Source organism: Gimibacter soli (genome assembly GCF_028463845.1).
GTDB lineage: Bacteria > Pseudomonadota > Alphaproteobacteria > Sphingomonadales > Kordiimonadaceae > Gimibacter > Gimibacter soli.
Window position 1 is genome coordinate 1,093,878 of sequence record NZ_CP116805.1, and the last position, 19,595, is coordinate 1,113,472.

Annotated in this window: 24 protein-coding genes; 10 read left to right on the plus strand and 14 right to left on the minus strand. The window is 61.4% G+C overall.

Annotation, left to right across the window (positions count from 1 at the left end; all coding sequences use genetic code 11):
• Window positions 1-26: 26 nt before the first annotated feature.
• The gene (locus tag PH603_RS05285; protein ID WP_289504944.1) at window positions 27-644 is read right to left on the minus strand and encodes a 50S ribosomal protein L25/general stress protein Ctc; all 618 of its coding nucleotides are present in this window, start codon (window positions 642-644) and stop codon (window positions 27-29) included.
• Between the two features lie 257 nt (window positions 645-901).
• Between PH603_RS05285 and PH603_RS05290 the strand changes: the two genes are divergently transcribed.
• The 3 genes from PH603_RS05290 (at window position 902) to PH603_RS05300 (ending at window position 3,337) form a co-directional block, all read left to right on the plus strand.
• The gene (locus PH603_RS05290; RefSeq protein ID WP_289504946.1) at window positions 902-1,618 is read left to right on the plus strand and encodes a hypothetical protein; all 717 of its coding nucleotides are present in this window, start codon (window positions 902-904) and stop codon (window positions 1,616-1,618) included.
• A 71-nt stretch (window positions 1,619-1,689) separates the two neighbouring features.
• Window positions 1,690-2,532, plus strand: coding sequence for a type 2 periplasmic-binding domain-containing protein (locus PH603_RS05295; RefSeq protein ID WP_289504947.1), 843 nt, complete (start codon window positions 1,690-1,692; stop codon window positions 2,530-2,532).
• 85 nt (window positions 2,533-2,617) lie between these two features.
• Complete coding sequence (locus PH603_RS05300; protein WP_289504948.1) at window positions 2,618-3,337, plus strand: CPBP family intramembrane glutamic endopeptidase; 720 nt, start codon at window positions 2,618-2,620, stop codon at window positions 3,335-3,337.
• 63 nt (window positions 3,338-3,400) lie between these two features.
• Here the strand turns inward: PH603_RS05300 and PH603_RS05305 are convergent, their stop codons facing one another.
• From PH603_RS05305 to lgt, 4 genes are all read right to left on the minus strand, one after another.
• Window positions 3,401-4,333, minus strand: a complete 933-nt coding sequence (locus tag PH603_RS05305) for a ribose-phosphate pyrophosphokinase (RefSeq protein ID WP_353507383.1) — start codon at window positions 4,331-4,333, stop codon at window positions 3,401-3,403.
• 150 nt (window positions 4,334-4,483) lie between these two features.
• Window positions 4,484-5,245, minus strand: a complete 762-nt coding sequence (locus PH603_RS05310) for a purine nucleoside phosphorylase YfiH/LACC1 family protein (protein ID WP_289504950.1) — start codon at window positions 5,243-5,245, stop codon at window positions 4,484-4,486.
• A gap of 43 nt (window positions 5,246-5,288) precedes the next feature.
• Window positions 5,289-6,350, minus strand: a complete 1,062-nt coding sequence (locus tag PH603_RS05315) for a class I SAM-dependent methyltransferase (protein WP_289504951.1) — start codon at window positions 6,348-6,350, stop codon at window positions 5,289-5,291.
• Window positions 6,350-7,183 carry a prolipoprotein diacylglyceryl transferase gene (lgt, locus tag PH603_RS05320; RefSeq protein ID WP_289504952.1) on the minus strand — a complete coding sequence of 278 codons (834 nt, stop codon included), beginning with the start codon at window positions 7,181-7,183 and terminating at the stop codon, window positions 6,350-6,352. The genes PH603_RS05315 and lgt overlap by 1 nt, the downstream gene beginning before the upstream one ends.
• Before the next feature lie 143 nt (window positions 7,184-7,326).
• Between lgt and PH603_RS05325 the strand changes: the two genes are divergently transcribed.
• The 3 genes from PH603_RS05325 to proC all read left to right on the plus strand — a co-directional run bounded on the left by PH603_RS05325 (window position 7,327) and on the right by proC (window position 9,422).
• Window positions 7,327-7,593, plus strand: a complete 267-nt coding sequence (locus tag PH603_RS05325) for an accessory factor UbiK family protein (RefSeq protein ID WP_289504953.1) — start codon at window positions 7,327-7,329, stop codon at window positions 7,591-7,593.
• A gap of 313 nt (window positions 7,594-7,906) precedes the next feature.
• Window positions 7,907-8,419 (plus strand): type III secretion system chaperone family protein, encoded by a 513-nt coding sequence (locus PH603_RS05330; protein WP_289504954.1) that lies wholly within the window; start codon window positions 7,907-7,909, stop codon window positions 8,417-8,419.
• Between the two features lie 175 nt (window positions 8,420-8,594).
• Window positions 8,595-9,422 carry a pyrroline-5-carboxylate reductase gene (gene proC / locus PH603_RS05335; RefSeq protein WP_289504955.1) on the plus strand — a complete coding sequence of 276 codons (828 nt, stop codon included), beginning with the start codon at window positions 8,595-8,597 and terminating at the stop codon, window positions 9,420-9,422.
• Between the two features lie 385 nt (window positions 9,423-9,807).
• Here the strand turns inward: proC and PH603_RS05340 are convergent, their stop codons facing one another.
• Window positions 9,808-10,701: a LysR family transcriptional regulator gene (locus PH603_RS05340; RefSeq protein ID WP_289504956.1), complete on the minus strand. Its 894-nt coding sequence runs from the start codon at window positions 10,699-10,701 to the stop codon at window positions 9,808-9,810.
• Between the two features lie 137 nt (window positions 10,702-10,838).
• On the opposite strand from PH603_RS05340, the gene PH603_RS05345 reads away from it, so the two are divergent.
• Window positions 10,839-11,144, plus strand: a complete 306-nt coding sequence (locus PH603_RS05345; protein WP_289504957.1) for a hypothetical protein — start codon at window positions 10,839-10,841, stop codon at window positions 11,142-11,144.
• A gap of 58 nt (window positions 11,145-11,202) precedes the next feature.
• Here the strand turns inward: PH603_RS05345 and trxB are convergent, their stop codons facing one another.
• Window positions 11,203-12,150 carry a thioredoxin-disulfide reductase gene (gene trxB, locus PH603_RS05350; RefSeq protein ID WP_289504958.1) on the minus strand — a complete coding sequence of 316 codons (948 nt, stop codon included), beginning with the start codon at window positions 12,148-12,150 and terminating at the stop codon, window positions 11,203-11,205.
• Window positions 12,151-12,320: 170 nt separating this feature from the next.
• Here trxB and PH603_RS05355 point away from each other — a divergent pair, with 170 nt between their 5' ends.
• Window positions 12,321-13,814 carry a serine hydrolase domain-containing protein gene (locus PH603_RS05355; RefSeq protein ID WP_289504960.1) on the plus strand — a complete coding sequence of 498 codons (1,494 nt, stop codon included), beginning with the start codon at window positions 12,321-12,323 and terminating at the stop codon, window positions 13,812-13,814.
• A gap of 15 nt (window positions 13,815-13,829) precedes the next feature.
• Here PH603_RS05355 and PH603_RS05360 read toward each other — a convergent pair whose 3' ends face one another.
• From PH603_RS05360 to PH603_RS05385, 6 genes are all read right to left on the minus strand, one after another.
• Complete coding sequence (locus tag PH603_RS05360; protein WP_289504961.1) at window positions 13,830-15,008, minus strand: alpha/beta fold hydrolase; 1,179 nt, start codon at window positions 15,006-15,008, stop codon at window positions 13,830-13,832.
• Window positions 15,009-15,064: 56 nt separating this feature from the next.
• Window positions 15,065-15,577, minus strand: coding sequence for a YybH family protein (locus PH603_RS05365; protein ID WP_289504962.1), 513 nt, complete (start codon window positions 15,575-15,577; stop codon window positions 15,065-15,067).
• An 87-nt stretch (window positions 15,578-15,664) separates the two neighbouring features.
• Window positions 15,665-16,957: a hypothetical protein gene (locus PH603_RS05370; protein ID WP_289504963.1), complete on the minus strand. Its 1,293-nt coding sequence runs from the start codon at window positions 16,955-16,957 to the stop codon at window positions 15,665-15,667.
• Entirely contained in the window at window positions 16,932-17,471 is a 540-nt protein-coding gene (locus PH603_RS05375; protein ID WP_289504964.1) for a hypothetical protein, read from the minus strand. The genes PH603_RS05370 and PH603_RS05375 overlap by 26 nt, the downstream gene beginning before the upstream one ends.
• Before the next feature lie 71 nt (window positions 17,472-17,542).
• Complete coding sequence (locus tag PH603_RS05380; protein ID WP_289504965.1) at window positions 17,543-17,905, minus strand: MmcQ/YjbR family DNA-binding protein; 363 nt, start codon at window positions 17,903-17,905, stop codon at window positions 17,543-17,545.
• A 114-nt stretch (window positions 17,906-18,019) separates the two neighbouring features.
• Complete coding sequence (locus PH603_RS05385; RefSeq protein ID WP_289504966.1) at window positions 18,020-18,625, minus strand: peroxiredoxin; 606 nt, start codon at window positions 18,623-18,625, stop codon at window positions 18,020-18,022.
• Between the two features lie 24 nt (window positions 18,626-18,649).
• Between PH603_RS05385 and PH603_RS05390 the strand changes: the two genes are divergently transcribed.
• Window positions 18,650-18,877, plus strand: coding sequence for a hypothetical protein (locus PH603_RS05390; RefSeq protein ID WP_289504967.1), 228 nt, complete (start codon window positions 18,650-18,652; stop codon window positions 18,875-18,877).
• A gap of 9 nt (window positions 18,878-18,886) precedes the next feature.
• Complete coding sequence (locus PH603_RS05395) at window positions 18,887-19,357, plus strand: GNAT family N-acetyltransferase (protein ID WP_289504968.1); 471 nt, start codon at window positions 18,887-18,889, stop codon at window positions 19,355-19,357.
• A 10-nt stretch (window positions 19,358-19,367) separates the two neighbouring features.
• On the opposite strand, the gene PH603_RS05400 is transcribed toward PH603_RS05395, so the two are convergent.
• Window positions 19,368-19,580, minus strand: coding sequence for a DUF4287 domain-containing protein (locus PH603_RS05400; protein ID WP_289504969.1), 213 nt, complete (start codon window positions 19,578-19,580; stop codon window positions 19,368-19,370).
• Window positions 19,581-19,595 lie beyond the last annotated feature (15 nt).

Genomic DNA, 19,595 nt, shown 5'->3' on the forward strand with positions numbered 1-19,595 from the left:
GCCGGGGTTGCCCCCGCGATCCGCGATTACTCGCTGGCTTCTTCTTCGCTTTCAGCCGCAGCTTCAGCCGAGCGCATGCCGCTCGGTGCCACGATCGAAACGATGGTGAAGTCGCGGTCGGTAATGACCGGGGTGCAGCCTTTCGGCAGCTTCACGGACGATATCTTCGCGGCTTCGCCGATGTCGAGGCCTTCAACCGACACTTCGATGAATTCCGGGATATTGTCAGCCGGAACATGGAGGTCGATGTCGTGACGGTTGTGGTTGATGGTGCCGCCACGCTTCAGGCCCGGCGACTTCTCTTCGCCGATCACATGCACGGGCACGTGAACAACGACGGTCGCGCCTTTGGCGAGACGCAGGAAGTCGATATGCATCGGGACGTCCGAAACGGGGTGCAGCTGCAGGTCGCGCGGCAGAACCTTGGTTTTCTTGCCGTTCACGTCGATCTCGTAGGTGTGCGACATGAAGCCGCCACGGTTGATCAGACGAACGATCTCGTTCAGGGCAACCTGAATCGACTCGGGTTCTTTCTTGTCACCGTAAATAACGGCGGGGACCATATTTTCGCGGCGTGCTGCACGGGAGGCTCCCTTGCCAACCCGGTCGCGAGCTTCCGCTTTCAGCGAAACGATTTGTGCCATGGCACTAGCTCCGAATTCGTTGTGCGCATACGGGCCAATCCCGCATACGACCGCCGCTTCCTCCAGGGATGCAAGGGCGGGTTCCCCGGCCCTTCGGAATGAGGGGACGAGTCGGGGCGCGGTGTATCCCGATTCCGGGCTGAAATCAAGGATAAAGGCCGTGAAACCGGTTGACGGAGCGGCTTGCGCATGCTTCGTTGCCCGACTGCCGATCGGTAACCCCGGTGTGTGCGGGGACGTTTGGTTGGGGGACTGACGTGTTTGGCGTGTTGAGGCGTCTTTTTATTGTGCTGGTGTTTGCCAGCCCTGTTGTTGCGGCTGACCCGGCGATTCTCCGGGTTTTTACGCATGGCGAGGGCGTTTACGGCATGGTGCAGCGCGATGGCACCATCAAGGGGCCGGGGGTAGACCAGCTCGCCTGTGCCTCGGAAAAGCTTGGCATTCCCTACGCCCTTGAAGCGACGTCCATGTCGCGGTCGGACCGGCTGCAACAGCAAGGCCTGCTCGACATATGGTTCCCGACTTACGATACCGGCGAGCCCCGCCTTGACGGCCGGGTTGTGGGTCATCTTGGTGACATGGCAATCTACTGGTATCTCAGGAAAGACAGCGCGCTTCTGCCGGATGACCCCGAATTCTGGGCCAAGGCGCGAATCAGCGCGTTTCCGGGCTCGTATCCCGACCGTTATATCCGCCGGCGCTCCAATATGGTTGTCAACGGATCGGACGATCCTGATACGATGGTGATCAACCTGATGGCCGGACGGTTTGATGCGTTTCTGGCGGCTGATATCCGACCGGTCCTGAGCGTGGGGATCGAGCGGCGTGCCGCTGGCCGGGTAGGGCTCATCCTGCATTCAAAGTTGCCGATGCGCTTTGAAGTATCGCCCGAGTTCGCCGCCGCCCACCCCGGTTTCATGCCACGCCTGAAGGCCGCGTTTGACGCCTGTGTCGACCAAAGTCGGGTGCAGTAACAGCGGCCTGTCCTTGATTTGTCAGGCGCTCGGGCCCACATTCAGATCATGTAAGGCTGTACCGGAGTCCAATGCCATTGTCGGCCCTCCGCATCATATTTCTGACGCTTCTTTCGCTTGCTGTAGCGCACACCGCCGCTGCGCAAGACGATCATCCCGCGCCGCCCGCCCCCATTCCTGTTGTTGTGGCGGGCTATGAATTCGAACCCTATGTCACGGCGTCGGGTGGGCTGACGCCCGATCTTGTCGCCTTCCTCAACGAGGCGCAGGCAACCTACCGGTTCGAGTTTCTCGTGATCCCGGCGCAGCGCCGCTACCGGATGATGGAAACGGGCAAGGTTGACGTCCTCTTTTTCGAGATGCCACGCTGGGGCTGGGCAGAAAGCGGCGTGGCGGTTGAGGCAACCCCCGTTCTGATGAATGACGCCGAAATTTTTGTCGCCCGCCGCGAGCAGGCATCAAACCCAGGCTTCTTTGAGACCATCGCCCACCACCGGATTGCGGCGGTGCGTGGCTTCCACTATCGATTCGCCGGATTCGAGGCGGATTCGGCAACTTTGACATCGAAATTCGACCTGCAGCTGGTGGATAGCCAACCAGCGGTCATGCGCCTGGTGGAAGGCGGTATGGCAGAAGTCGGCATCGTGGCGCGCAGCTTCCTGATCGGCGAGATGCTGCAGCGACCCGCCCTTTTGAATGCCATTCTGGTCAGTCCCGAGGTCGATCAGATATTTCGCCTGCCAGCGCTGACACGGAAGGACGGGCCGATCAGTGCGGAGGCGCTGACGGCACTTTTGCAGCAGTTGCATGATGACGGGCGTCTGCCGCATTTCTTTGCCACCCGTGGTCTTGGGCCGCTTTATGTGTGGCCGGGTGATGCTGATGCGAGCCCGAATGGCAGCCCAATTCCTTGACATGAAAGTCTCTTCCTGTGTCTCCTGACGGGCGACAGCGACGTCCAGCAAGCCGCAAAGGCACGGACGCAGAGAGGAAACAAACATGGAAAACAATAGCCCCGGCAGCCAGTCGCTGCCCCGGGCGACCGGTCATTTCGATATCGGCGCCCTTCTTGATCTCATCATCATCCTGGCGGTGCTTGTCACCGTAAAATGGGCGCTCAGTCCGCATACCCAGCTTTTTGCAGGGGCTGGCTCCACCACATCGGCCATGATCGTGGGGACGCTGCTGTTGCGGCGGCGCGGGCTCCGCTGGGCCGATCTCGGCTTCCGGCGCCCGGAAAGCTGGTTGAAGACGCTGGGGCTCGCCGTGCTGGTTTTCGGCATCTATATCGTGGCGCTCAGCGCCATGCAGGGGGTGGCCGACCATTTCTTTGAGGATGTAGGCACCAGCGGCCGGTTCGATCACGTGGAAGGCAACCTTGTTGCCTATCTGATCCTCATGGGTGTCATCTGGACCCATGCTGCCTTTTTCGAGGAACTGATCTACCGGGCCTTTTTCATCAACCGACTGGGGACCGCCCTTGGCGGCAGCCGCGTGGCACTCCTTGTTGCAGTCGTTCTTTCCGGCTCCTTCTTCGGATACCGGCATCTTGTGTACCAGGGCATGCACGGCGCCCTGATGACTGGCGCGGTCGGGGTCGCCTTCGGGCTCGTTTACCTCTGGTTCGGACGGCGCAATATGTGGCCGCTGATCATCGCGCACGGCGCGGTCGATACAATCGGTATCACAGCCCGTTTCCTCGGGATGATGGACGACTGAGGCAAAAGAAAAGCCCCGGCGGATATCCACCGGGGCTTTCGATTTCCAGCGCTCACCTGTCGCTTAGTCGAACAGGCTCGACACACTCGTTTCGTGGGCGATACGATTCATCGCTTCCGCCAGAAGCGGCGCCACGGTCACAACGCGGATCTTGTCGTGGACTTTCACACCGTCGCTCGGGCGGATCGAATCGGTGATCACCAGTTCGTCCATCGTGCTGGCGGCGATGCGGTCGAGCGCGGGGCCCGAAAGTACGCCGTGGGCGACATAGGCCGAAACCGATACCGCACCGGCGTCGGCCAGTGCCTTGGCGGCGTTGCAAAGGGTGCCGGCGCTGTCGACGATGTCGTCGACGAGCACGCAGTGATAGCCTTCGACCTCACCCACAATATGCATCACTTCCGATACACCGGCGCGTTCGCGGCGTTTGTCGATGATGGCGATTGGGGCATCAAGGCGTTTTGCATAGGCGCGCGCACGGACCACACCGCCAACGTCGGGCGATACGATCATCGTTTGCTTGCCTTTGTATTTTTCCTTCAGGTCGCGCACCAGAACCGGCATCGCGTAAAGGTTATCCGTCGGGATATCGAAGAAGCCCTGGATCTGGCCGGCGTGCAGGTCCATCGTCAGCACGCGGTCAGCGCCCGCGGTGGTGATGAGGTTGGCAACGAGCTTGGCCGAAATCGGGGTGCGGGGGCCGGGCTTGCGGTCTTGCCGGGCATAGCCGAAGTAGGGGATCACGGCGGTGATGCGGCGGGCACTTGCGCGCTTCAGGGCGTCGATGGAGACAAGCAGCTCCATGATATGGTCGTTCGTCGGGTAGCTCGTCGGCTGGATGACGAAAACATCCTCGCCCCGGACGTTTTCATGAATCTCTACAAACACTTCCTGATCGGAGAAGCGACGGATCGCCGCCTTCGTCAATGGCATGTTCAGATAGGCCGCAATCGCCTCCGCAAGTTCGGGGTTGGCGTTTCCGGTCAGGATCTTCATACCCATCGGCTGGCCTCCGTGTCATGGGTGTGGCGGTATCGGATTTCGCCCCCGTTTATCAGTGCCGCCCGGCGCTGTAAAGCCGCACGACCCCTGCACAACAATATTGCGGGAAAATGACGTGGGGCACGTGTCCCACGTGTCCCATTTTCAGGGACGGGGCAACATGATGGCCGATATCTGCCGTCCGTAGTCCGACTCAGCCCTGTGGGTTGTGCGGCGGAAGGAATAATGGTCGGCGCTCGGGTAAGTATCGATATCCACAAAGCCGGCACTCACGCCAAGGCGGTCGAGCCGCGCGAGGATATAGCCCGGCAGGTCGAACTGCAGATGATCCGTATCCTTGCCGGGCAGGAAGAAGGCACCCGTAGCAGTATCTGCTTTGTCGCAAGCGTCGCGGAAGGGCAGGGTGACCTCGTAGCTTGCGGCATGAATGCAGGGCCCGAGCGCGGCCTTGATACTGCTGCGGCGGGCGCCCAGCGCCTCCATGGCGTCGAGTGTGGCTTCCATCACACCGCCGACGGCACCCTTCCATCCGGCGTGGGCGGCACCGATGACACCGGCATCCAAGTCCTCGAACAATACGGGGCCGCAGTCCGCCGTGAGGATGCCAAGGATCAGCCCCGGTACATTCGTCACCATGGCGTCGCCGTCCGGCCGGTCGTCGCCCCAAGGCGTCGTCACCCTGATGCAATGGGCGCCGTGCACCTGATAGGTGCTGACCACCGGCGTGTCGGCGCTGCCGGAAAGCGTTGCTGCCACCCTGCGCCGGTTTTCCGCTACCAGCGCCCGGTCGTCGCCCGAGCCCAGCCCGCAATTCAGGCCCGCAAATACCCCTTCAGACACACCGCCCCGGCGGCTGAAAAAGCCGTGGGGGGAGGAAAGGATCGAACGGTCTGGCTGGGTGCTCATGGCCATATCCTGCTTTTCAAATCATGGCAGCGTCAAGGCGGCGTCAAAAACCCGGGGGCGGGGTCAGGTCCGGGGACTGCACGGCAAGGGCCTTGAACAGGGTGCCCATCTCGTCGGGGGCCGTCAGGCGCTTCAGGTCGGCAAGGATGCGGGCGGGATCGCCGCTCGCCGCCAGTGCCTCGGCGCGGGCCCCGATGCCGAGGGCCATCAGGAAGGCGCCTTGGTCAGTGATGCGGCTGGCGGCGGCGCCCTTTTCCTCCGCCGCGCGGGCGAGGGCGGCGAAATCGACATGGGCGGTCAGGTCAGCGGCTCCCGGCTCCGCGAAGGGGTCGGTGTAGGCGTGCGCCTTCAGGGCCTGAAAGGTGTCGCCCGCCGCACTTGCGGCATAGCCATAATCGAGTGCGAGGAATGCGCCGCCCTGTTCGGCGATCATGGCGGAAAGTGTGCCCATGACGCTCACGCCCATCGGGCAGACCTCAGCAATGGCGCCGTCCTCGGCGCTTGCCGTGACGGCGGGATGGATCAGGCCCGCCATCGGGCTCGCCGGGCCCGGCACGAAACCGAGCCTGCCCCCGTCTTCGCCCACCAACCGCTCGCGCCAGATGCTGCCCGTGCGTTCGAACTGGTGGATCGGCAGCGCATCAAAAAACTCGTTGGCGATGATCAGGAGCGGCGCACCGCCCGGCAGGGTGAGGATATCGTCATGCCATATAGCGTCCGGCACCTTTTCGGCCTGCAGGGCGCGCAGCTGGCGGCTTGCTTCAACGAAGTGGATGCTTGCTGCCGCCCGGAAGCCCGGTACACGGGCGGCGGTGCGCAGGATATCGGCCATCAGGGTGCCGCGGCCGGGGCCAAGTTCCACAAGGCTGATGGCGGCAGGGCGCCCGAGCGCGATCCAGCGATCAGCGAGCCACAGACCGATCATCTCGCCAAACATCTGGCTGACCTCGGGCGCCGTGATGAAGTCGCCGTCGGCGCCAAACACCCGTTCCTTCTGATAATAGCCATGCACGGGATGCATCAGACACGCCGCCATATAGTCGGCAAGCGTCATGGGGCCGAGCGTGCGAATACGCGATACAAGCTCGGCCTTCAGGGCAGTCATCAGGCCTGTCCACCCTTGCGCTTCTTGTAGGTCACGCCCATCCAGATCAGCCAGCCGGCGAAGACCAGCATGGGGGCCGACAGCATCTGGCCGCGCGAGATGCCGTCCACAAGGCCGATATGGGCGTCGGGCTCGCGGAAGAATTCAACCGTCATGCGGGCGAAGGAATAGCCGATGAAGAAGCAGCCGGCGATCACGCCTGGTTTGTCTTTCGGCAGGCGCGTCTTGTGGAACAGGATCTGCAGGATGATGAAGAGCACGAGGCCCTCGAGGGCGGCTTCATAAAGCTGGCTCGGGTGGCGAGGCAGGCCGGTCGGGTCGTCGGGGAAGATCATCGCCCATGAAACATCGGTCGTGCGGCCCCAGAGCTCGCCATTGATGAAGTTTGCAAGCCGCCCGGTGAGCAGGCCAAGGGGGGCAACGATCGCCATCAGGTCCGCCATCTTCATCATTTCGATACGGTGCCGTTTCGAAAAGAAAACAACTGCCAGGCAAACGCCGATCAGCCCGCCGTGGAACGACATGCCGCCATCCCACAGCCGCAGGATGGCCATGGGGTCGGCCATGAATTTCGGCAGGTTATAGAAAAGCACATAGCCAAGCCGCCCGCCGGCGATCACGCCGATCGTGGCCCAGGTGAGGAAATCATCCACATGGGTGGGTGACATCGGCGCGCCGGGCCTCGCCATCAGCCGCCTGAGATACCACCAGCCGAACACCAGCCCGGCAATATAGGCGAGCGAATACCAGCGGATGGCCAGCGGGCCGATTTCAACAAGGATGGGGTCGATTTCCGGGAAGGCGATAAGGCCGATGCCGATAAGGTCCAGCATGAAAGCTCCTGCGGGTTGCTTCGGGCGCCATCATGGGCGAGCGGATTGCCAAGTCAAGCAATTGGAGCGCAAGCCCTGCTGCCTGTTGAAAAGCGCGCGCCGATGCGCCATATGAGGCAGGAGCCTTATGAGAGGAGCCGCCCATGCAAACGACCAGCAAATTTTTCGACGATTTCGCCCGTCTCGCGACCGGGGCGGCTGGTGCCATGCACAGCGTGCGCGGCGAGATGGAAGAAGCCTTCCGCGCCTGGCTCGACCGGCAGCTGGCCGGCCTTGATCTTGTCACCCGTGAGGAATTCGACGCGGTGCGCGAGATGGCTGAAAAAGCCCGTGCCGAAAACGAAGACCTCCGCGCCGAAATCGAACTTCTGAAGAAAAAGCGCACGACGGCGGCCAAAAAGACCGCCTGATCCGCTGCAGCGCGAAAAAATTTCTCCCGCAAGTCGTTTCTGAACGCCGTTTCCTAACGGCTTGAACTGCTTTCCGAATCACTTTTCATCCGATTCGCCGAATCGGAGTTTTCCACAGCTTTTCCGGGCTGGCGGCAAATTCGTCCTTGATCGGGTGACTCCGTGATGGCACGCTATATCTAGTGTTGTTGGTGGACGAGAAAGCCAGATATCGTGCTTCTGAGCCATAAAAATTGACACGTTGACCGGCACCGATTGGGCCTGCCGGGGCACGTCCAGACCGGCGGGTCGCATCTCTCAAGGGGGAAACGAGATGACGACACTCAATACAGAACACTCCGAAGTCATTCTCCACAATCCTGTCGACATCGTCGAAGAATTGGCAGCTGCTAATGACTGGGCTTACGAGCGCCAGGGCGATGACGAACTGACCCTGTTCATTTCGGCACAATATACCGATTTGCAGATGCGCATTTACTGGCGCGACGATTTCAAGACACTGCAGTTTGCCTGCATTTTCGACCTGAAGGTGCCGCCTGTGCGGCAACGCGACGTATACCAGACAATCGGGCGCATCAACGAACGCCTGTGGATCGGCCATTTCGAATTCTGGGCCGAGGAGGAAGCGCTTCTTTACCGGCACGCCAGCCTTGCCAATGATCCGCTGATCGGCGCGATCGGCGAGGAGCATATCGCCACCATCATCGAAACGGCCGTCGGCGAGTGCGACCGTTTCTATCCGGTGTTCCAGTTTGTGATGTGGGGCGGGCAGACGCCCGACCAGGCGATTGAATCAGCCATGCTGGAGTGTGCCGGCACGGCTTGAGTACCGAGTAACCACTTCTCCGGGGGAGTATTGGAGAAGGGTTCGCAACCCGCGCGTACAGAGTGGTGCAGAGTTGTACCGAGTGTGATCAAGGGAGTCGGGTTGCTGTACTGATCGGGCGGGGCTATGCTCCGCCCGATTTTACTTTGTGGAACAAGCACCGGAACAGCCCCTTATGCTCAGCACCTTCACGCCCGCTTCGCCCCTTCTCCTTGTCGGCTTCGGCAATATGGGCCGCGCGATGGTGGATGGATGGCTGCGTGCCGGACTTGATGCTGCCGCCCTTCATGTGATTGATCCGGTTTTCGCCGCGGCACCCGCGGGTGAACTGGTGGCGCACACCTATGCGGCGGCAAGCGAAGTGCCGGAAATCACCCCGCGTGCCCTGATGGTCGCGGTGAAGCCGCAAGCGATGGAACATGTGCTGCCGGGCCTCGCCCGTTTTGTGGGCGATGAGACGCTGGTCCTTTCGATTGCGGCGGGCGTAAAGATCGCGACCTTCGCCGAAGCCTTCGGGGCTGACTGCGCCATCGTCCGCACCATGCCAAACACCCCTGCCGCGATTGGCGAAGGGGTCAGCGGCCTTTGTGCGTCGACAGGCGTCACGGACGAGGACAAAGCCCTCGCCGAAGCCCTGATGGCAGCGGCGGGCCAAACGGTATGGGTTGCCGATGAAGCGCTGATGGACAGCGTGACGGCGGTCTCGGGCAGTGGCCCGGCCTATGTCTTCCATTTCGTTGAGGCGCTGGCAGCCGCCGCCGAGCGCGAAGGCTTCGACCCCGAAACCGCCATGACGCTCGCCCGGCAAACCGTGATCGGTGCGGCGGCCCTGATGAAGGCACAGGCCGATGTGCCTGCCGCTACGCTCCGTGAGCGGGTGACGAGCCCCGGGGGCACCACAGCCGCCGCCCTTGGCGTGCTGATGCCTGAAGCCGGGCTCACCGGCCTTTTGACCCGTGCCGTGGAAGCCGCCCGCAAACGCGGCGAAGAACTCGGCGGCTGACCCGCCACCTTCCCACCAGCATCTGATACCAACCCCAAAAAAATCGGGCCCGGAAATCCGGGCCCGTACAGGGAGAATTGGGAGGTAAATCAGAGTATCTCGATCTTGGATTTGAATGCTGGTCCCGGGAGGGAAGTGGGGGGGAGGGGAGGGTTCCCGGGACCAGCTTTCATGACGGAGGCATCACTGACGCCGTCAAACTTTTAGGTGCGGTGCACTCACTTGCGTATTGCGCCGCAGCACTTGAGACGGGTTATACGCAGGCGCAGCGAAACCGGAAATAGTTAATTTTGCGATCCAGATATGCGTTAAACGCATGGCTCAGGCGCAGAGATATTAAATTTTTGTTTAAGTGTCCAGCGCTGTCATAAAATTGCGCAAAGACCTACAGAATGTTGCTGGCATCGCGAATCTGGCGGATCATGAAGTCCCGGAAAAGGGCGACTTTCACCGAACTTTTTCGCTCCGGCGGGTAGCAATAATAGCTGTTGAAGCTGGTTCCCTCGACATCCGGCAGCACGCGGACGAGCTTTTTGCGGTCGTGAACCAGATAATCGGGCAGCACGCCGATGCCCATGCCGGCTTCCACCGCATGCAGCACACCAAGGAGGTTGTTGATCAGCAGCCGCGGCTGGCGGCGATGCGGGCCGGCACCCACGTCCAGAATCCAGTTCAGGCCGCGAATGGTCGGCGCCGTGGTGTTGCCGATGGTGATCAGGTCGTGCTGGTCCAGGTCCTTGGCGGTCACCGGCGTGCCGCGCTTGTCCAGATATTCGGGGCTTGCATAGATATGCGCATGGAAGGTGGCGAGCGGCCGGGCAATCAGTTCGGCCTGTTCAGGCTCGTGCAGGCGGATTGCCACGTCCGCCTCACCGGCCGCGAGGTCAAGATCGCGGTCATCGAGCGTCAGCTCGATGCGAATTTCGGGATATTCGGCCATGAACTGCGTCAGATGCGGGGTCAGCCACACCGAGCCGAAGGTGACCATGGTCGTCACCCGAAGCACCCCGGTGGGGCGCTGGCGCGATTCCATGATGGCGCGTTCGGTATTGTCGATCTGCTGCACCACGGCACGCGCGGTCTGATAGAGCTGCAGGCCTTCTTCGGTCAGCACCAGCCCGCGGGCGTGGCGGGTGAACAGGGAGACATTGAGGCTTTCCTCAAGTGCGCGAATCTGGCGGCTGACAGCTGACTGGCTGAGCTTCAGGCGTGCGCCGGCGCTCGTGAAGCTGCCGCATTCGGCAACCGTGTGGAAAATCCGCAGTCTGTCCCAGTCCATTCTGTCCTCCCGATAGGCCGGACGATGCCACCCTGTGCGCGGGTGTGCAAGCGATAGCGCGCTCACGGCTTGGCAGAAGGCCCGGAAATCTTTAGATTCGAAGGAGTTTCGTGTATCCGGGGCGGGGAGGCAATGCCATGTCGGACCGTGAAATGCTGAAGCAGGCGAGCGGCTTTTTCAAAAGCCATTATCCCGGCCTGATGCCCGAGGCCATTGTCGCCTTCCTTTTCATTGCCGGATCGGAAAAACAGCTGACCGTGGGGGATGTTGCCCGCGCACTCGGGATGACAGAACCCGATGCTTACAAGCATATCTCCCATCTCGCCGTCGGGCGCGGGGCCGGGCTTGTCCAGCTCGCCAATCTGGGCGAGGGCCGCAATGGCATTTCGCTCACTGAAACCGGCATGACGGCGCGGGCGGATATTCTGGAAAAGATGGGTTGAAACGCAAACGGGCGAGCCATCACTGGCCCGCCCGCTTCTGTTGCCTTGTCGGCGTGTCTCAGTGGCTGATGCCAGCCAGATATTTCTCGGCTTCAAGGGCAGCCATGCAACCCATGCCGGCGGCGGTGACAGCCTGACGGAAGACCTTGTCGGTCACGTCGCCCGCTGCGTAAACGCCGGGGATATCCGTCTGGGTGCTGTCCGGCTTCTTGATCAGATAGCCTTCCTCGTCCATCGGCAACTGACCTTTGAAAATCTCGGTCGAGGGCTTGTGGCCGATGGCAACGAAAATGCCATGGACATCAAGGTCGGTCGTATCGCCGGTCTTCACATTCTTCAGCCGCGCGCCGGTTACACCAAGGGGCTCGGTGGTGCCGACAACCTCATCCAGAACCGTGTTCCAGATGACCTCGATATTGGCGGTCTTGAACAGGCGGTCCTGCAGGATTTTCTCGGCGCGGAACTCGTCGCGGCGGTGAATGAGCGTGACCTTCGCACAAAGATTAGAGAGGTAAAGCGCTTCTTCGACCGCGGTGTTGCCGCCGCCGATCACCAGCACTTCCTTGCCGCGATAGAAGAAGCCGTCGCAGGTGGCGCAGGCGGAAACGCCGTAGCCGTTGAATTTCTGCTCGCTCGGCAGGCCCAGCCACTTGGCTTGGGCGCCGGTTGCGATCACCACCGTGTCTGCGGTGTAAACGGTGCCGCTGTCGCCCACGGCGCGTTTCGGCGTGGCCTTCAGGTCAACCTCGGTGATCAGGTCATAAATGATCTCGGTGCCCACATGCTCGGCCTGCGCGCGCATGGCTTCCATCAGTTCGGGGCCCTGAACGGCGCTCGCGAAACCGGGGAAGTTTTCCACATCGGTCGTGGTGGTGAGCTGTCCGCCGGCCTGCATGCCGGTAACCATCAGGGGCGAAAGGTTTGCGCGGGCCGCATAAATGGCGGCGGTATAGCCGGCGGGGCCCGACCCGATGATCAGCATCTTGCTATGCTTGGCGTTGCTCATAGTGCCTCCTTGGAATTTGCTGATGTTTACATAGCGACAGCACCCCGCCTTTGCCAATGGGGAAAGACGATCATCTTGATCGATTGCGCCAATCAGAGGCAGGCAATTGCAAAAGACCTGACAAAAGCAGCGCCGTTTTTTAAACTATAGCGAGCGAGGGAGGAGTATCCATGTCGAGAAGAACTGGAAGAAGCGCCACAGCGCTCGCCTTTGTGGCCATGGTCCAGATGGCCGCCGCCCCGGCCGGCGCCAAAGAAGAGAAGATATTCGACGAACAGGCAGATGCAGCGATTGCGGCGTTCACCAGCGAATGGCTTTCCGCCCAGCGCGACTATGAAGGCTGGCCGAGTGTGACAGCCGCGGTGATCCGTCAGGGCGAGATTGTCTATGAGGCCGGCTTCGGCTTCGCCAATCCGGCGACCGGCGTGCAGGCTACACCCGACACGATCTACAGCATCTGTTCCATCTCCAAACTGTTCACCGCCGTCGCGGCGATGGAGATGGTGGAGGCCGGCAAGATTACAGTCCTTGATCCTGTGGAAAAACATCTGCCGTGGTTCGTGCTGAAGCAGGGGTTCGCGAGTAGCGGCCCGATCACCATCGAGGGCCTGCTGTCGCATTCCTCCGGCCTGCCGCGCGAGGTCGACACGCCTTACTGGACTGCGCCCGAATTTCACTTCCCCTCGAAGGAAGAGGTGCGCAGTGTTACCTCCGGTCAGACGACGCTGTATCCCGCCCGCACCCAGTATCAATACAGCAACCTCGGGCTCACGCTTGTGGGCGAGATTGTCGAGGCGGTGAGCGGCGAGGATTATGACAGCTTCGTCCGGCGCACGATCCTCGATCCCCTTGGCATGAAAGACACGACAACGTCGGTTCCCTCCGCGCTGCATGGCACGCGCATGGCGGTGGGCTATGGGTCGGTGAAGCGGGATCGCAGCCGCGACGCGCAGCCCGTGTTCGATGCCGCAGCCATCGGCCCGGCGGCTGGGTTTGCCTCGAACGTCAAGGACCTCGCCAAATTCGCCCAGTGGCAGCACCGCCTGCTGACGGACGGGGGCAAGGAAATCATCGAAAGCCATACGCTGCGTGAAATGATGCTGCCGCACTGGGTGGACCCGGACTGGACCTTCGCGCGCGGTCTCGGCTTCCGCATCATGCGGGATGGCCCGCGCAATCTGGTCGGTCATGGCGGCAGCTGTCCCGGTTACCGCACCACGCTGCTGATGGACCCCGACAATGACGTGGCCGCAGCCGTGATGATCAATGCGGCCGGCGCCAGCCCCGAGCGTGTGGCTGCGCGGCTGATGGGCTTCTACCGCGAAGGCAGCATGAAAGCCGAGCCAAAGCGTGTGGCGAAGGCAAAGGGCGGCCACGGGCTTACCGTCAAGCCGGACCTTGGCGACTATATCGGCATCTATAATTCCCAGCCGTGGGGCGATGAATCCTATGTCGGCCTGTGGCGTGGCGATCTGGCGATCTTCAACCTGTCGTCCTCCGACCCGGTCGGGAACCGCGAGCGACTGTATTTCGTGGCCAAGGACCAGTTCGTGCGGGTCAAGGATGATGGAACGCAGGCCGAGCCCATCGTGTTCGAACGCGACACGGGGGGCAAGGTCATCGGCTTCATCCAGCACAGCAACCGGGCACGCCGGGTTCGCTGATCACTGGTCGGGGGATTATTCCCCCGTGCGTGCCATCAGGACCTTCAGGTCCTCGATCCAGAATTTCGCCCAGGTGTGGGTGCCGTGGCCCTGCGTTTCGGTGGTCTCGGGGATCATGCGGAACTGGATGGCCGGATTGCGCTTCACCGTCCATTCCGGATAGGGGAAATTGCGCGGATTGATGAAATCGTCGGCCGAGTTGATCCACATTGTCGGCGCCTTGATCTTCTCGATCCCCGGCCACGGGTTATAGTTGCGCGAACTGTCGAACTGATACAGGAAATCGTTGGCGTCGCGGCGTGCCATGTCGCTTTCCACTGCCGCCCGCACCGATGCCACTGCATGATCGCGGGTCGGGTTTTGCGTCTGATAGAACAATGGCCGCGAGCCTGCGATGAAGAGGATGGACGAGGCCGTACGGATGCCTTGTATGGGCTGGGTTTCATACTCGCCGCCCATCCATGCCGGGTCGCTGGTGATTGCATCCATCGCCAGTTGCCGCCATTGGCGGTTGATGCCGGCGATTTGCGTTGGCATGCATGCCATCGGCATCAGCGCCTTCGGGAAATCGGGGTATGTCTCGCCCCAGATGAAGCCGTGCATGCAGCCCATCGAGGTGCCGAAAATCAGCCTGATATGCTTGAGGCCGAGCCCGTCGGTCAGCAGCTTGTGCTGCAGCTCCACCATGTCGTCATAGTCATACTTCGGGAAGCGCATATGCTGCCCGTCCGAAGGTTTGCTGGATGCGCCATGGCCGATATTGTCGGGCAGGATGATCCAGTATTTGCTGATGTCGAACGGCTGGCCGGGGCCATACAAGAAATTGGCGAATTGCGGCACAAGGAATTGCTTGCCGCTGCCGCCGGTGCCGTGCAGCACCATGATCGCATTGTCGATCTCGCCCGCGGCGTTGCGATGCGGCTGGCCGAGCGTTGTATAATGGATACGGACCTCGGCCGCGCTTTCACCGCTCCTGAACTTGAAATCATGGACGATATGATCGCCCTCGCTGATCGGCCAGTCGACCCGTTCCGGCGCGGGCACCGGTGTGGGCTGCAGCGGCGGCGGGAAATCGCCCGCTGTGGTCGGCTTGGGGGCGGTCAGCGTGCCGGTCTCGCGGATCTGGTTGATCACGGGTGAGGCGTCAGCGGGACTTGAAGCCTGCAAAGCGGCGGCGAGGAAGAGTGAAAGCATGGTGGTTTTCCTGAATTACGGCTTTGAGGAAGGGTTTGGGGCGGTGCCCGGCGCCATCAGCGGGCGGGCACGCCTTCTGTGCCGGGTTCGCCGGCATGAGCTTCGAACGAGGAAACATGATTCATATTGATGACCCAGCGCCCGTCAATCTTGCGAAAGAGGCGTGTGTTGACGCCTTCTTGCGGGCGTTCGGCCCGTTCCAGATGGTAACGACTGATCAGCAGCGCGGCGTCGGGGGAATAGACCTCGACCGTGATGTCGTAGAAATGGAGCTCGCCCCGCCCGTGGGGTGAAGCGCCATAATTATTCACATAATTATCGAGCGCATCCTGCCAGCCGCCCTTGATGCGACCGCCCGAGACAAACCGCACGCCCGGATTTTCAAAACCGGCCATATAGCCTTTGAAATCGCCGCTGTTCCACGCCTTCTCCATGGCGGTGACGACAGCAATGATCTCGGCTTTTGCCTTTGCTGCCTCTTCGTCAGAAACTTGTGCAGCGGCAGGTGCGGCGAGAGACGCCACCGCGAAGATCATCGCCACCAGCAGGGCCATCAGGCGTTTCATCATGACTGTAATCCCCCAAATCTCGATCAGAAGAGGTAGCCTATATCATATGCCCAAGCATGCAAGGCGGGATGCCGCTCGTCACCCGGGCTAGTTCCCGGGGTGTTCGGTGATGCTGGTCCAGTCCCGGCGGGCGACGGCCATCGGGGTTTTAAGGCGGGGCGCGATGAAATCCCCGGTCAGATAATCGAAGCCCGCTTCATAGCCCGCCATGGCCATTTCAAGCGTCGAAAGGCCGTGCACATGGGTGCGCAGCCGGGCACGGCGGGCTGCATGGACGAAAAGCCCGAAACGGTCCTTGAGGGACGGTGTCGACAGGTTCCGCATATTGAGCGCAGAAAGCCCGATCGAGCCGATGCCAGCGGACTGAATGTCGGCGAAATGCGGGGTATATTCCGGCCCCGCGAGCATCAGCACCCAGCGGACACGCGCCTTCAACAGGTCAACGATCCGCTTCAGCGCCATCGGGTTGACGCCGACCGGGAACTCAAGCAGCTCGACCCCCAGCGTGCGGCGCGCGGCGGGGGAAATATTCTCGATGATGCTGAGAAAGTTCTGCAGCCGGTCCTCGCGGCTCGCGGTCGCGAAACTGAGCGGCAGGATGAGGGGCGCGATGACATTCTCGCGGTACAGGTCATCGGCCAGATGCAGGCTGTCGGCGGCGATCAGACAGTCGATGGCGTCGCGGTCCAGCCCCTTCAGGCGAGGGCTCATGACGATATAGCCATAACCGCGATAGCCATCGGGCGTGGCCGCCGATATCTGCACGATATGGCTGACAATGGCCTGGTGGCCCGAATCCCAGAAAGGCTGGAAAGCACTGTGGCTGATCTCGGGTGCTGCCTTGGCACCCTTCTTTTTGGCTGCGTCGTCCTCGCTTTCAAGCGCTTCGACATCGGCGGGAACCCGGTCCCGCAGATCGCCGATCATTTCAAGGAAGCGGGCTGACCGCATCAGGTCCGTGCCCTTCACCTGCTCGGTGATCACCTCAAGCAGCTGGTCGACCCCTTCGACGCCGATGAAATGCTCCAGCACACGGGCAACGATCCGGCCGAGGACGACATTCGCCTCATCAAGGGTCGTTTTCTCGAAAATCACCAGAAAGCGGGATCGTTCGGTACGCAGGCAGATATCGCCGGGGGCGAGATGTTCTTCCATCTCGGCTTCCAGCCGGTCGCAGACGCGGGCCTCGAACTTCTGCCATTTATCGCCAAGCGAGTTTTTGAAAAGGTCGGTCGCCATGATCCGCACGCGGCCGGTGGTGAGCGAACCTTGCGCGAGCGCAAGCTCGCTCAGCCGCTTCAGCTGCTCGCGCAGCAGGCGGTCCATCGCCTGGGTCAGCGCGCTGGATGTATCCTTACTGGTGGAATAGGACATCGGCATCGGGATCAACTCTGTACATACGGGTTTGCGGTTCGCCCCACACGCCGTTCACCATCATGCGGCTTTCAACGGTGTAAGCATCGGGGCCGTCCATCTTCATGAAGGTGCGCACGTCACTGGGGCCGCCTGTGGTGCCTTTGACGGTCTCGAGGATTTCGAAGCCCCCGTCCTTCGGCACGATGGTGCCTTCGGTATAGAAGCCGCCGGTGGTGGCATAACGGAAAACGATGGTGCGGGCCTTGGCGTCGTGATGGATCAGGGTCACACCGCCATAAACGCCTTCGTTGAGCGAATGGGTGGCCAGCGCCATATGGCCGCTCGCCTGCCATTCCCAGCGCACCACATCATTGAAGGTGGAGCCATCGGGATTGGTGCCGTTTTCCACACTGCGCCAGGTCTTGCCCATCAGCGGCGCGAGCGGCGCCAGCACCGGGTCAGCCGCCATGGCGGGCACGCCCGCTAGCGTGCAGGCAAAAAAGGCGACAGCAAGTGCAAGGTGCTTGAACCGCAGCATTGGACCCTCCCATCCGGACGGGATCAGACTAGGCCTCGCGGATAGCGGCTGCAATCCAAATTGGCGCGGGCTCACGCATCCGTGGCAACAAGGGCCGCCAGCTTTTTGGGCGCGACGGCGCGGTAGCTCTGGCTGATCCACTCAACCAGCATGTCGGTCGGGATATCATCGCCTTCTGCAAACCGGCAAGAAACCCAGCCGCTTTTCCCGAGGCCGTAACCGGTGGGCGCGGCAAAATCATGCAGCAGCGCAAACTCTGCCGATTGCGGCAGTTTCACCGAAATGGCGAGAGCACCGTCTTTCTGGAAGCTCAGGAAAACGAAGATCTTCTTGCGGACCTTGACGACCGTTTCGCCCCACGGATGGTCTTCCCATGCCTCGGGCAGGGAAAGCGCATGGGTGCGCAGGGCATCGAAGGTCGTGTCGAGGGTCATCGGGCGGCTCCGCTTCTGGCAGGCCAGTCTGGCGCGGGCTCCATCGGTGGACAAGGCACAAAAGAAAACGGGCCCCCATCAGGGAGCCCGTCTGATCTTGCCGCAGCGGGAAGCTTAAAGCTCGCCAGCGTGCTTCGAAAGGTAGCTCGCAACGCCAGCGGCGTCGGCTTTCATGCCTTCGTCGCCTTTGTTCCAGCCAGCCGGGCAAACTTCGCCGTGCTCTTCATGGAACTGCAGCGCTTCAACGAGGCGGACATATTCGTCCACGTTACGGCCGAGCGGCAGGTTGTTCACGGTCTGGTGCCAGACGAGGCCTTCCTTGTCGATCAGGAAGGTGCCGCGCAGGGCAACGCCGTCGGCTTCGATCAGCACGTCATAATCGCGGGCGATCTGCTTGGTCAGGTCGGCAACCATCGGGAAATCAACGGGGCCGAGGCCGCCTTCGGACGTCGGCGTGTTGCGCCATGCGGCGTGGGTGAACTGGCTGTCAACCGAAACGGCAACAACCTTGGTGTTCAGGGCCTTGAAGGTTTTCATGCGGTTGTGGAACGCAAGGATTTCCGACGGGCACACGAAGGTGAAGTCCAGCGGATAGAAGAAAACGAGACCATAGCTGCCTTTGAGGTAGCTTTTCAGGTTGAAGCTTTCGTTGATCGAGCCGTCTTCCATCACGGCCTGTGCGGTGAAGTCGGGGGCCTGTTTACCGGCGAGAACTGCCATGTTTTCCTCCATCGGGGTTGGAACTTGAAATCTGAATTCGGGCGGGGAAAGGCTTTCCGGGATGCCGGACAGCCCACCGGCGGCGGCCTGAAGGGCCACCACGCGCGCGCCTTACTCTATGATCTTTCAACCGAAAAGCAATCGTGCTCGTTCGATCAGTGTGATCGATTATCTCGATTTTTCGGCAGCCTTTCTGATGGCTTGTGCGGGCAGCTGCGCCTGACCATAATGGCGCGCAAAAGTGTTGGGTGAGGAACCGGAATGACAGCCTTGGAAATTGGCGCGCCGCGCGGGCCAGAAGAGATTGCAGCCGCCCGCGGCCTGCTTGTCGACTATATCGCCGAGCTCGACGAAAACCTGTGTTTCCAGGGCGTTGATGCCGAACTTGCCGATTATCCGGGCGGCTATGTAGCGCTTCTGGTGGCGCGGCTTTCCGGCAAGGTGGTGGGTACGGTCGCCCTCAAGGATCGCGGCGAGGGCAGGGTCGAGATGAAGCGGCTTTATGTGGGCCCGGACGCACGCGGGACAGGGGCCGGCCGGGCGCTCGCCATCGCCGTCCTCGAGGCCGCGAAGACACTTGGTTACCGCGAAATGGTGCTGGATACGCTGACGCGTCTGAAGCCCGCACTCGCCCTTTATTATGATCTCGGCTTCAAGGACTGCGGGGCTTATTACGACAATCCCCTGCCGGGCGTCGTGTATCTGTCGAAACAGCTGGGGGAAGACGCCTAGACGTTAAGGCTCAGCCTTTGTCTTCGGCGAGGGTGTGGGCGACAATCGCATTGGCATGGCCATGCCCCATGCCGTGCTGGTCCTTCAGCATGGCAACAAGTTCCATATGCTTGGCCGGCTGAGCCGCGCGGACAATATCTTTCCAGTGGGAAATCGGCTGGCCGTACTTCTTCTCGATAGAAGGAAAATAGGACGCCGGGCCTTTGATCTTCTCTTCGCTCATGGCTGACGATTGCTC